8 protein-coding genes and 1 pseudogene are annotated in these 13,161 nt (G+C 41.6%); 3 read left to right on the top strand and 6 right to left on the bottom strand.

What is annotated here, in order from left to right; all coding sequences use genetic code 11:
- Window positions 1-238: 238 nt before the first annotated feature.
- Together SE27_RS10500 and epmA are read left to right on the top strand one after the other, a co-directional pair.
- Window positions 239-1,306 (top strand): 4-phosphoerythronate dehydrogenase, encoded by a 1,068-nt coding sequence (locus tag SE27_RS10500; protein WP_039623188.1) that lies wholly within the window; start codon window positions 239-241, stop codon window positions 1,304-1,306.
- Window positions 1,303-2,292, top strand: coding sequence for an EF-P lysine aminoacylase EpmA (gene epmA, locus SE27_RS10495; protein WP_039623186.1), 990 nt, complete (start codon window positions 1,303-1,305; stop codon window positions 2,290-2,292). The genes SE27_RS10500 and epmA overlap by 4 nt, the downstream gene beginning before the upstream one ends.
- 149 nt (window positions 2,293-2,441) lie before the next feature.
- Here epmA and SE27_RS10490 read toward each other — a convergent pair whose 3' ends face one another.
- The 6 genes from SE27_RS10490 to ahcY form a co-directional block, all read right to left on the bottom strand.
- On the bottom strand, window positions 2,442-3,671 hold the full coding sequence (locus tag SE27_RS10490; RefSeq protein WP_039623185.1) for a multifunctional CCA addition/repair protein: 1,230 nt from the start codon (window positions 3,669-3,671) through the stop codon (window positions 2,442-2,444).
- A gap of 87 nt (window positions 3,672-3,758) precedes the next feature.
- Entirely contained in the window at window positions 3,759-6,032 is a 2,274-nt protein-coding gene (locus SE27_RS10485; protein ID WP_039623183.1) for an NADP-dependent malic enzyme, read from the bottom strand.
- A 147-nt stretch (window positions 6,033-6,179) separates the two neighbouring features.
- The gene (locus SE27_RS10480) at window positions 6,180-9,041 is read right to left on the bottom strand and encodes a bifunctional diguanylate cyclase/phosphodiesterase (protein WP_039623181.1); all 2,862 of its coding nucleotides are present in this window, start codon (window positions 9,039-9,041) and stop codon (window positions 6,180-6,182) included.
- A 172-nt stretch (window positions 9,042-9,213) separates the two neighbouring features.
- The gene (locus SE27_RS10475) at window positions 9,214-9,930 is read right to left on the bottom strand and encodes a 16S rRNA (uracil(1498)-N(3))-methyltransferase (RefSeq protein ID WP_039623179.1); all 717 of its coding nucleotides are present in this window, start codon (window positions 9,928-9,930) and stop codon (window positions 9,214-9,216) included.
- A 47-nt stretch (window positions 9,931-9,977) separates the two neighbouring features.
- Window positions 9,978-10,814: a methylenetetrahydrofolate reductase [NAD(P)H] gene (gene metF / locus SE27_RS10470; protein WP_039623177.1), complete on the bottom strand. Its 837-nt coding sequence runs from the start codon at window positions 10,812-10,814 to the stop codon at window positions 9,978-9,980.
- Window positions 10,815-11,009: 195 nt separating this feature from the next.
- Entirely contained in the window at window positions 11,010-12,392 is a 1,383-nt protein-coding gene (gene ahcY, locus SE27_RS10465; RefSeq protein ID WP_039623175.1) for an adenosylhomocysteinase, read from the bottom strand.
- 306 nt (window positions 12,393-12,698) lie between these two features.
- Here ahcY and SE27_RS14515 point away from each other — a divergent pair.
- Window positions 12,699-13,161 (top strand): annotated as a pseudogene (locus SE27_RS14515) (DUF4424 family protein); the annotation flags it as partial.

Genomic DNA, 13,161 nt, shown 5'->3' with positions numbered 1-13,161 from the left:
GGAAAATGATCGGAATGATCTTTTTCTATTCATTTGCTAAAAACTTCAGGGTCTGAATCTGTTTTTTACACGACTTTTTAACGCGATAGATGAGTGGCTTAAAATTTAGTCACGCATAAATTTATGCTGATTTGAGTCTGATAAAGTTGAATTAGATGCTGGGTCATATCACCGACATACATGGTCAGAGCTGCGGCTAAGCGTTATTATAGTGTTCTTCAGGTCCTTGGAACGCGCTATGAAAATTGTTGCAGATGAAAATCTGGCTTTTACTGACTATTTTTTTGCCGAATTTGGTGAAATTCAGCAGCTTGCTGGGCGCAGCTTAACGCATGCACAAGTAAAAGATGCAGATACGCTATTGGTGCGTTCAGTGACCCCTGTGAATGAGGCATTGATTGCAGATACGCGCTTAAAATTTGTGGGTAGCGCCACCATTGGAACTGATCATTTAGATATTAACAGTTTAGAAAAACATCATATTACCTGGTCAAATGCAGCAGGCTGTAATGCACAAGCAGTGGCTGAATATGTGATTACCGCATTGTTATATGTACAGCCGACTTTAATCGATCAAAATGAACAGTTTACTTTGGGTATTATTGGCTTAGGCAATGTCGGTTCACGCTTGGCTGCAATGGCAAAATTGCTGGGTTGGAGCGTGCTGGGGTTTGATCCATTTGTACAGCATGAGGATATTCAACAAGGCACGTTCGAGGACGTGTTAAAAACTGCAGATGCTATTTCTATCCATGTGCCGTTGACTGAAACCGGACAGCATCCAACTTTTCATTTGTTTAATGCAGAAGCTTTAGCCGGCATGAAGCCTGATGCGATCTTAATTAATTCCGCCCGTGGCGCTGTGGTTGAAGAGGCTGCCTTAATTGCCGATATTCAACAGCGTCAGCGTGCAGTGGTATTGGATGTATTTGAACATGAGCCAGAAATTTCGGCAGAATTATTAAATCTGCTGCGTCTGGTAACACCGCATATCGCAGGCTATAGCTTAGAAGGCAAAGCACGCGGTACCGAAATGATTTATCAGGCATTTTGTCAGACTTTTCATGCTGATGCATATAAACGCTTTGACACGCAATTGCCGCTTTGTAAGCCCTATTTTCAAGATCAAACTTTAAAACAAGCGCTCAACCTGCATTTAAGCCAAATTTATGATATCGCACGCGATGATGCCAATCTAAGAGCATGTTTAAACAATGGTCAAGTAGATCAGCAGGCATTTGATGATTTGCGTAAAAGTTATCCGCTTCGCCGTGAATGGGCTGCGCATGGAGGGCCAACAGCATGAGTCAGGATAATCTTGCTATACGCTATCAACCCAGCTGCGATATGCCTGCGATACAAGCGCGCGCTCGAATGTATAGCCAAATTCGCCAATTTTTTGCTGAGCGCGAAGTGTTAGAAGTAGAAACGCCGATTTTATCGCAAGCTGGCGTCACCGATGTACATCTAGCGTCGATACAGGCACAGCGTCATATGGGTGGTCGTAAGCATCTGCATTATTTACAAACCTCACCTGAGTTCGCGATGAAGCGTTTATTGGCCAGCGGCAGCGGAGCAATTTATCAAATATGTAAAGTTTTTCGGGATGACGAACACGGCCGTAAACACAACAGTGAATTCACCATGTTGGAGTGGTATCGGCCGCATTTCAGCTTAAAAGCGCTGATGTTGGAAGTCACCGATTTACTTAACCTGACTTTGGGACAGCGTTTTGGGCAGGTGCGCCCTACGATTTTAAGTTATAAGCATGCTTTTATGGATCGTCTGGAGCTGAATCCGTTACAGGCCAGCTTAAAACAGCTCAAGGAGTGTTGTATTCGCGTCGGTTTAGATCTTGATTTAGGTGATGACCGCTTGGGGTATATAGATTTGTTGTTTTCCCATATCGTCGAGCCGAGTTTAGGTTTTGATTGTCCGGTCTTCTTAACCGACTTTCCACCTGAAATGGCCTCCTTAGCCAAAGTAAAATTAGACGAAGATGGGGAGGAGGTTGCTGCACGCTTTGAGCTGTATATCGAAGGCTTGGAATTGGCCAATGCCTATGATGAATTAAGTGATGCTCACATCTTACGACAACGATTTGAAGCAGATAACCGTGAACGTGAAAAGTTAGCTTTAACCGTTATGCCAGTCGATGAGTATTTACTGGCAGCTTTGGCTGCGATGCCAGAATGTGCAGGGATTGCTTTGGGTATAGACCGTTTATTGATGGTGGCAACTAAAAAAATGAAATTAGAGCAAGTGCTGACTTTCCCTGCAGATATTTCTTAGGCTGTGGCTATAAGGGTGGATAACGATTAAAGTCCATATTCTAGGCTTAAAAGTAGATTGAATTTTTCTTTTGTCGCATATCTTGATGTTCAATAAAAAAGCGCTGAAATCACGGCGCTTTTTTATTGAAGATGCATTAAACAGGAGGATTAAACACTGAGATAGTGGGCTTTAAATTCTGTTAAGGCATCAATACGGCGTTGAATCAGCATCTCACCAATATCGGGACCTTTAATCTCTGGCGGTAAATCTTGCGCACGAATAGCACGCACCACCTGCATCGCTTTTAATACATAGTCTGCTTGAGGATACTCGCGGTCTTCTAAACCAAGGCGACCACGTGAATCACATTCGCAGGCTTGTACATACGCCTCCACTCGATCAGGGCGGCGCAGCACATCTAAGCGCTGCAATAAACGCCACAAAGTACCCGGTTTAAGGGTAAGGGCTTGATGGCATTTTAAATGCTCTTTACACACCGCAATGGCCAGTTGTTTGGTGTTGGTCGGGACTTTAAGTCGCTCACACACTTCGGTTACCGGTTTGATACCACGTTCTTCATGCATGATATGGCGGGGTAATTCCTCATCTGGTGTTAAGGCTTTGCCCAAATCATGCATTAAAACGGCAAAGCGCACATCAAGTGAATAATTGGCTTTACAGGCTTGTTGCAATGACATCATGGTATGAATACCACAGTCAATTTCAGGGTGATATTCAGGGCGCTGCGGCACACCATATAGCGCATCTAATTCAGGAAAAAGAACTTTTAACGCACCACAACTACGCAGTGTTTCAAAATACTGATCAGCATCTTTTTCCATTAAAGCACGAGAAGTTTCTTTCCACACCCGTTCAGGCGTTAAGGTATTTAATTCCCCCGATTCTGCCAAATGGCGCATCAGCGTGAGCGTTTCATCTGCAATGCTAAAGCCTAACGATTTATAGCGTGCAGCAAAACGTGCAATACGTAGCACACGTAACGGATCTTCTAAAAAAGCATCGGAGACATGACGTAATACGCGATCTTTTAAATCTTGTTGACCGCCATACGGATCATATATATGGCCGGCTTCATCCATGGCAATGGCATTAATGGTGAGGTCGCGGCGGATTAAATCTTGTTCTAAACTGACATTAATATCCGTATAGAATTCAAAGCCATGATAGCCCTGACCGGATTTACGTTCAGTGCGCGCTAACGCATATTCTTCTTTTGTTTTGGGATGCAAGAAAACAGGGAAATCTTTACCCACAGGCTGATAGCCCAAAGCTACAAGCTGTTCAGGTGTTGCACCGACAACCACATAATCTTTTTCGTGATAGGGATGAGCGAGTAAATGATCTCGCACTGCACCGCCTACTAAATAAACTTGCATGAAAAAAACCTCTATTCTTCAAGCAATCATGCTACAGAATAGAGGTTTTCTCAAGTAAAGAACCTGAGCTTTCGCTCAGGTAAGTCTTTATTTGGTTTCAGTCTGCTGAATTTCAGCCACTGTGAGTGCGGTCATATTCACCACACGACGCGTAGTCGCTGTTGGCGTTAAGATATGCACCGGTTTTGCTGCACCCAATAAAATCGGGCCAATCGTGACATTATTGCCTGAAGTTGATTTCAGTAAATTAAACGAAATATTGGCTGCATCAAGGTTTGGCATGATCAATAAATTTGCCGAGCCTTTAAAGCGTGAGTTCGGGAATGCAAACTGACGGATATTTTCATCCAAGGCTGCATCGCCGTGCATCTCACCTTCAACTTCAAGATCTGGCGCAATTTCATTCAGAATTTCAAACACTTTACGCATTTTTTGTGCACTTGCATCGTGCTGATCACTGCCAAAGCTGGAATGTGATAACAAGGCAACACGTGGAGTAATACCAAAGCGGCGTACTTCTTCAGCAGCCAAAATGGTCATTTCAGCCAATTGTTCAGCAGTTGGATTGGTATTGACGTAAGTATCGGCAATAAACAAATTACGATCATTGAGCATCAAGGCATTTAACGTAAAGAAGTTGTTGCGACCTTGTTTTAGACCAATGACATTTCTTACGAAATCTAAATGAATATCGTAGCTTGCATAAGTACCGCAGAGCATACCGTCCGCATGACCGAATTTCACCAACATAGCGGCAATTAAAGTCGAGCGACGACGTGATTCACGTTGTGCATACTCAGGCGTTACGCCCTTACGCTGCATGGTTTGATAATAATCTTCAGCGAACTGTTCGTAATGCGGATTGTTTTCTTGATCCACAATTTCAATGTTCACGCCATGCTCAAGACGTAAGCCCAATTTTTTAATATTGGCTTCAATCACCGCAGTACGGCCCACTAAAATTGGTTGAGCCAAGCCTTCATCGACGGCAATTTGCACGGCACGAAGTACACGTAAATCTTCGCCTTCAGCATAAGCAATGCGTTTAGGATCAGATTTGGCTTGAGCAAAGATCGGTTTCATCATAAATGCAGAGTTATACACAAACTCTGATAATTTTTGACGATACGCTGAGAAATCTTGGATTGGGCGCGTTGCGACACCAGAATCCATCGCGGCTTTGGCCACAGCCGGTGCAATTTCAAGAATTAAACGTTGATCCAGTGGACGCGGGATAAGATATTCGCGGCCAAAAGAGGCTGATTTTTCACCATAAGTGGCAGCATCGGCTTCGATGTGTGCCATGCGTGCAATGGCATGTACGCAAGCAATCTTCATTTCTTCATTAATGGTGGTTGCACCAACATCTAATGCGCCACGGAAGATATACGGGAAGCACAGGGCATTATTCACTTGGTTTGGATAGTCTGAGCGACCAGTGGCCATAATCACATCTGGACGGACTTCGTGCGCATGTTCAGGTAAAATTTCTGGATCAGGATTGGCCAAGGCAAAAATAATTGGATTCTCAGCCATCACTTTAACCATTTCTTTGGTTAAAATTCCTGCGGCAGAAAGACCCAAGAACATATCACTACCGGCAATAACATCGCCGAGTTGTGTGCCGCTAATGTCTTGCATATAGCGTTTTTTCGACTCATCCAGATTGTCACGATGTGTGGTGATCAAACCGCGTGAATCGGCTACGGTAATGTTTTCTTTACGTGCGCCCAATGCGCAGAGTAAATCTAAACATGACAAGGCTGCAGCACCTGCACCAGAGGCAATAATTTTGATGTCTTCAATTTTTTTGCCGGTCAGTTGCAAGGCATTGAGTAATGCTGCACCGACAATAATCGAGGTGCCATGTTGGTCATCATGGAACACAGGAATATTCATGCGTTCACGAAGTTTTCGTTCAATATAGAAACATTCTGGCGCTTTAATATCTTCGAGGTTAATCCCGCCAAAGGTCGGCTCCAATGCCGCCACAATTTCCACAATCTTATCTGGATCGTTTTCAGCAATTTCTAGATCGAAGACATCGACACCGGCAAACTTTTTAAACAGTACGCCTTTGCCTTCCATTACTGGTTTTGAGGCCAAAGGACCAATATTACCAAGACCTAGAACGGCTGTACCATTGGTAATCACGGCGACTAGATTGGCACGTGCGGTATACAGTGCAGCAGTGGATGGGTCACGTTCAATCTCTAAACATGGCGCTGCAACACCTGGAGAGTAAGCCAGTGCTAAATCATGTTGATTGACTAGCTGTTTGCTTGGCGTAACACTGATTTTTCCTGGGGTTGGATATTCGTGATAGTACAAAGCTTGCTGTTTTAATGATTGATCGTCCATCGGTATCTCTATTGTTACTTAAGTTACCCAGCCCAAAGCTGGTGGTTTTTTGCGTCGTTTTATCGAATATACCATTAGTTGCGCCCTTAGCCCAGTCACCAATCGGCCATTTTTCAGCAAACTTATCTTTCAGCGCAATGACTTATATTAAGAAGTTATAAGTCGGTGTTGTTCTAGGAATAACGTGGCTTCTTTTTCAGGTAACGGTTTAGAAAAGAAGAAACCTTGCGCAATATCACATTCTAAATCTTGTAAATAATCGAGTTGCTGCTGTGTTTCAATGCCTTCAGCCACCACAACCAAATTCATGGCTTTGCCCATCGCAATCATAGCGCGCACAATGGCGGTTTGTTTGTCTTGACCAATTTTGGAGATAAAACTGCGATCTATTTTCAAGATATCAATCGGGAAGTCGGCCAGATAGGCCAGTGATGAATAGCCTGTACCAAAATCATCCAGTGAAATATTGATATTTCGTTTTTTAATTTCATTGAGTAGATTTTTAACGCTGACTGAATTTTCAAGTAAAGACGATTCAGTAATTTCAAGTTCTAAGCTTGAACCTAAGATATTATAAGTGGCAATGGCGCAGTCAATATCTTCTAATAATTGTCCGCGTTGTAATTGCTGCGGCACCACATTGACTGAGACACAAATATTATTAAAGCCTAAATCGTTCCATTGGCGAATTTGTTTGGCCGTTTCTTGGATCACAATCTTACCAATGTCAGAGATTAAACTGGTTTGTTCAGCCAAAGGAATAAACAGATTTGGCGCAATAATGCCTTTGGTGGGGTGTTTCCAGCGCACCAAGGCTTCAAAGCCATAAATATTGTGATCGCTAAAATTAATTTTTGGTTGGTAGTAAACCACCAGCTGATTGTTATTGATGGCAAAGCGTAAATCACGCTCTAAATAAACCTCTTGCGTGGTTAAAATACTGGTTTTATTGGAGTAATAACATAAAGTGTTGCCACCTAAGCTTTTGGCTTCACTTAAAGCTTGTTCTGCACAATTATTCAGATAATCCAATTGTCGCCCATTTTCTGGATACATCGCCACGCCCATAGATAAGGTGACAATGTGATCTTGTCCAAGAATATGAAAGGGCAGTAAAAAGGCCTGACTCATGGTTTCATAATGCTTTTGAACAGAGGGGCGAATATGAGAAATTTCATAGACAATGGCAAAGTCATCGCCATTTAAATGGGCCACCAGCAAGGCTTCTGTATTGGTCAGTCGCAGTCGTTGTGCCACTTGACGTAACAATTCATCGCCACCACTGTTCGATAAAAATTCATTTAACGGTCTAAAGCGATCAATATTGAGGCGAATAACTGCCAGTTGTTTAATCGAGTCTTGTTGGCTGACTAAATATTGGTGCAGTTGATAATTATAATAAAAGCGATTGGGCAAGTCGGTGAGCGGATCATAATTTTCTAAGTACGATAAGCGTTGTTCTTGTAACTTGCGTTCGGTTAAATCTGAAACAATACCGACATAGTGGGTGACCCGATTTTTTTCATCACTAATGGCATTAATGTGCATGCAAATACACAGTTCATTGGCAAATAGGAATTTTTCACTCAGCTCACCATCAAATTCACCCATTTTAAGCAATTGCTGAACAATCGCGTGATGGCTGGTTCTTTGTCGTGATTTTTCATTTTCAGTAATATCAAATAAATATTTACCGATAATTTGCTGATTGGAAAAGCCCGTTAACTGTTCATAAAATAAATTAGTTTCAATATAGCGCAGTTGATCATCAAGGATGAAAATACCTTGTCCTGCTTGTTGTAGCACACTGGCGGCAAGTTTTAAGCGCTCTTGAGTTTGACGTTCTTCATCAATATCACGGCGAATACCAATCATACGCAGTGGTTTTTTATTGGCCGGATCACGCGAAATCACTCGGCCAATATCGTGTACCCATTTCCATTTTCCGGGAATATATTGAATACGATAGGTGGTCTCATACAGATCACTATGTCCGCGACAATGTTTTCTAATCGCCACTTTAAATTGTTCGACATCATCGGGGTGAATAATATTTTCTAATCTAAATTTATGCTGTTTTAAGGTTTTGAGCGTTTTTTGGTGTAGGGCATCAGTCAGGATAATTTCACGATCTTTGATGTTCCAATCCCATGGTCTTAAGCCGGCAATTTCGTGTGCCAGAACAAGGCTTTGTTGTTGGTTTTCTAAATCGGTATTCATTTGTGCAATCGCACCTGTGCGCTCTTTTACTTTTTGTTCTAGCAATTGATTATGAAGGTGTAATTGCGATTCAATATCTTTAGATTTATTGATTTCAGTGGTCAGTTGCTGACAGAGCTCATCGGTCCAACGTACTTGTTGTTCTGCACTTTTAATCAATTGTTGGTTCTTATAAGACAGCAATGAAATACGCATATGTGTGCGATAAGCTAAATTGGCACACAGTAAAATAAAAATAAGGATAAAATTATTGGCCAGATGAAAAAAATAATTAGAGTTTTCAGGAGCGATAAACTGACAAATAAAATAAGGTGCAATGGCCGGAATAAAGGCCAAACAAAAATAATTTAAGCGTTGGGTTAAGCACAGCAGCGCCACCGACTGCGTCACAATCATCAGCAGGGCAGAGAGAATGAGGCCATGTGTGGGATTAAACGCCGTATTGTATTGTGGTAAATCATAATAAAGTAGAGAAATACCGACACCAATACAACTGCCGAGGATAAGACACTGTAATTGTATCCAGCGGTGTGCGTATTTGAGTACGAAATTACGCGGTTTAAAATAAATACTGGTAATAATCAGGCTTAAGCCGCCTAAAATTTCAGTGGCAATAAACCAAAGATTAAAATAAGGCGAAGGTTTGGAAAAATTAAATTGATAAATAACATAAACATATAGTGAAACAATCAAAATACTCAGCACGAAAAATCGGCTAAGCCGAATCGTATTGGTAATTTGAGCTACATTAACATGCTGTTTAACACGCTCATCGAGAAGATCTGGCATACAAGCAAAAACCTTATTTTCGTTTTGCGATAGATTGTTTACGTTAATTGTTCCAACATTCTTTTAAGGCAAATTATCTTAAATATGTACGAATATATGTTGCTGTCAAGAGTAGTAATGTTATTAAGTAAAATCAATCAAAGTGGCGCTTATTTACACAAAATAAGATGAACTAGCCAGTTACGTTATAATTCAAAATAGACAAGGCCACAATCGGTGCTGTTTCGGTACGCAAGACGCGATTGCCAATACACCAGTTGATAAAACCTGCCTGATTCGACAAGCTGATTTCTGCATCACTTAATCCGCCTTCGGGGCCAATCAGTAGTGCAATGTCAGTTGTAGTGTTTGCTAAAACATCAATTTGTTCTTTATTGGGTGCAAGCACTAATTTGGTACTGGGTAAATCACTTGCAAGCCAATCGTGTAAAGAGATCGGGGCTAGAATTTGTGGAACACGATTCATGCCACATTGTTCGCAAGCCGCAATGGCTATAGCTTGCCAATGCTCTATTTTCTTTTGATCGCGTTCATATTTAAGCCGCATCTCGCAGCGTTCAGAGGTGAGCAATTGAATATTTGAAACGCCCAATTCCACCGCTTTTTGAATCACGTAATCCATACGGTCACCTTTACTCATCACTTGACCGAGTAAGGTGTTAAAGATTGGTGTACGGTCATCAGGGTTGAAGGAGTCGACAGAAATATTGGCCGATTTTTTATGAATCTGCACCAGAGTGACTTGGTATTCCCCGCCTTGTCCATTGAACAAGGTAGCAACTTCACCGACTTTGGCACGTAACACTTTTATCCAATGATGAAAAACGGTTTCGGTTAATTCAACCTGTGTATTCACAGTTAAATCCGCTTGCATAAAAAATCGTGGCACGTGTTCAGACTCTCAAAATCGGTGAAAAGACGAAAATTTAATTTAAATTAAGCAAGACCCAAATCAACCACCAACTGGCGATTAGGCTCGGTGTGATTCATGCTGTAAAAATGCAAACTGGGTGCGCCACCGGCAATCAGACGCTCGCATAATTTTAGCACCACTTCATGCCCAAAGGCTTTAATACTTGCACTGTCATCACCATAAGTGGCCAATTGCTTACGAATCCAACGTGGAATTTCAGCGCCTGTACCGTCAGCAAAGCGAATCAGATTGCTGGCATTGGTAATGGGCATAATGCCCGGTGCAACGGGAATATCAAGGCCTTCTTTTTGCAGACGATCAATAAAGTAAAAATATGCATCTGGATTAAAGAAAAACTGGGTAATTGCAGCATTGGCACCGGCATGGGCTTTGGCAATAAAGTGTTGAATGTCTTTATCGAAGCTATCCGATTGCGGATGCATTTCAGGGTACGCCGCCACTTCAATGTTGAAATGATCGCCTGAATGTTGGCGAATAAAACGCACTAAATCTGCTGCATAGGGCAGTTCGCCTAAGCTGACTTGACCGGAAGGTAAGTCGCCACGCAAAGCCACAATACGGTTAATGCCTTGCGATTTGTATAAATCTAACAGCTCTGCAATACGGGCTTTGTCATCGCCAATACACGACAGATGCGGGGCAACTGGTGTGCCTTTACCATTAAAGTCATTGATGGCAGCAAGCGTACGTTCACGGGTTGAACCACCTGCACCATAAGTGACTGAAAAAAACGCAGGGTTGAGCAGTTGTAATTCTTGATGCACAACACGAAGTTTTTCCGCACCGACATCAGTTTTAGTCGGGAAAAATTCAAACGAAATTGGGACACGTTTGGTCATTTCTCAAATCCTTTATTATAAATACTTTAATTTTTGTGTATGTCCTTTATCCGATACTTTATCTGCACCATATCTGGCGCAGATAAAGTCATCCGACCCATCATTGGTTAATGAAAGTTCCCTCTGTTCTACGTCACTTTAAAGCGGTGCTTAAGGTGGGTTGAGCAGAGGGCGGGGTCGAGATATTTTCAGAACTTAGTATTTATACGTATCAGACTTGAATGGGCCTTCAACTGGAACACGCAAATAATCTGCTTGCACTTGAGTGAGTTGGGTCAATACGCCGCCAAAACCTGCCACCATTGCCGCAGCCACTTCTTCATCTAATTTCTTAGGAAGGAGTTCAACACGGATGGCCGCTTGTTTTTGATCTTCAGCAAGATCAGCAAATTTTTCAGCGAACAAATGCATTTGTGCCAAAACTTGATTGGCAAAAGAACCATCCATAATACGTGAAGGGTGACCAGTCGCATTACCCAAGTTCACTAAACGACCTTCAGACAGTAAGATTAAATAATCATTTTCATTTTCTGAACGATACACTTGGTGTACTTGTGGTTTAACTTCAACCCACTTATAACCACGTAAATAGTTGGTATCAATTTCAGTATCAAAGTGACCGATATTACACACCACAGAACCTGCTTTTAAGCTATCCAACATGGCAGAATCACAGACGTGATAGTTACCGGTGGTGGTTACGATAAGGTCGGTATTTTCAAGAAGCGTCAGGTTGATGTCTTCTTTTTTACCGGTTTGTACGCCGTTGTTGTATGGAGATACGACTTCGTAACCGTCCATACAAGCTTGCATTGCACAGATTGGATCGACTTCAGTTACACGTACAATCATGCCTTCTTGACGAAGTGATTGTGCTGAACCTTTACCCACATCACCATAACCAATCACCAATGCACGACGACCCGACATTAGCATGTCAGTACCGCGTTTGATGGCATCGTTAAGTGAGTGACGGCAACCGTATTTGTTGTCGTTTTTAGACTTGGTCACTGAATCGTTGACATTGATTGCAGGGGTTTTCAGTGAACCGTCTTTCCACATTTCAAGCAGGCGTTGTACACCTGTGGTGGTTTCTTCCGTAATACCGTGGATTTTAGCAATCAAATCTGGGTATTGTTCATGCACAACAGCAGTTAAATCACCGCCATCATCCAAAATCATGTTGGCATCCCAAGGGGTGCCATTCACATTAATTTGTTGATCAAGACACCATAAGTATTCTTCTTCAGTTTCGCCTTTCCAAGCAAACACAGGAACACCTGAAGCGGCAATAGCAGCAGCAGCATGGTCTTGAGTTGAGAAGATGTTACATGAAGTCCAACGTACTTCTGCACCGAGTTCAACCAGCGTTTCAATTAAAACGGCAGTTTGAATGGTCATGTGGATACAGCCGAGAATTTTTGCGCCAGCCAGTGGTTTTGCAGCAGCATAACGACGACGTAAGCCCATCAATGCTGGCATTTCTGCTTCAGCAAGTTTGATTTCTTTACGGCCATAATCAGCAAGTGAAATATCAGCAACTTTGTAATCTGTAAATGAAGCAGTAACCGCGTTCATCTGGATCTCCTAGGAAAAAATAGATTGGATCGTTATGTTCGCGGATGCCGTTGTTGATCAAAATGAAAATTTGATCGATGGTCGAGCCTAGCGATTTTACATTGATATACCTGTAAAACGTCGCAGCATCCCTCGACTAGTGGGCTATTGTACTTGGAATTTTGTTTTGTTCCAATCAGATATTAATTAATATATAACTTAAAAAACCTACTGCACGAAGATTACTTGTATTTGAAAACAACCAATAAAACTTAAAAGCCACCGCCATTAAAAATTACAGCATCAAAATTTAGGAAAATTAAAAATATGCATAAATATTTATGGGTGCTTATATTGATTAATACCACTATTTTAGCCAATGACAGTACGGGTTACGTCAGTACGGGCGGCGTACAGTATTTGAAAAATAAAGATATTCAAATGTATAGCGAAGATTTATTTATCAGTAAAAAACAGATTAAAGTCGATTATCAATTTAAAAATTTAAGCAATAAAGACATCACTGAAACCATTATTTTTCCTTTACCTAAAATTGAGAATTATTTTGAATCGGATTTCGCTGACACCGAAAAATTGCTGAAAAGCTTTAAGATTCAGGTGAGTGGAAAAAGTATCCAACCGAAAATGCATGTACGTACTTTTATTCAGATATATGATCAATCCAAACCGATTGATTTAACCACGGAATTTCAACACTGTGGTTTTACTGAAAAAGAAATGTTAAATCCATGGAACCGTGAGGATGATCAATATGAGATTTTTGAGGAGA

Origin of the sequence: Acinetobacter harbinensis (genome assembly GCF_000816495.1) — a bacterium.
Lineage (GTDB): Bacteria > Pseudomonadota > Gammaproteobacteria > Pseudomonadales > Moraxellaceae > Acinetobacter > Acinetobacter harbinensis.
Note: the sequence above shows the minus strand (reverse complement) of the source record. Positions and strands in the feature narration are given on the sequence as shown.

Bases quoted from the DNA above. Each gene is read 5' to 3' on its own strand.
- SE27_RS10500 (WP_039623188.1), top strand. From the start codon at position 239: ATGAAAATTGTTGCAGATGAAAATCTGGCTTTTACTGACTATTTTTTT.
- epmA (WP_039623186.1), top strand. From the start codon at position 1,303: ATGAGTCAGGATAATCTTGCTATACGCTATCAACCCAGCTGCGATATG.
- SE27_RS10490 (WP_039623185.1), bottom strand. From the start codon at position 3,671: ATGCAAGTTTATTTAGTAGGCGGTGCAGTGCGAGATCATTTACTCGCT.
- SE27_RS10485 (WP_039623183.1), bottom strand. From the start codon at position 6,032: ATGGACGATCAATCATTAAAACAGCAAGCTTTGTACTATCACGAATAT.
- SE27_RS10480 (WP_039623181.1), bottom strand. From the start codon at position 9,041: ATGCCAGATCTTCTCGATGAGCGTGTTAAACAGCATGTTAATGTAGCT.
- metF (WP_039623177.1), bottom strand. From the start codon at position 10,814: ATGACCAAACGTGTCCCAATTTCGTTTGAATTTTTCCCGACTAAAACT.
- ahcY (WP_039623175.1), bottom strand. From the start codon at position 12,392: ATGAACGCGGTTACTGCTTCATTTACAGATTACAAAGTTGCTGATATT.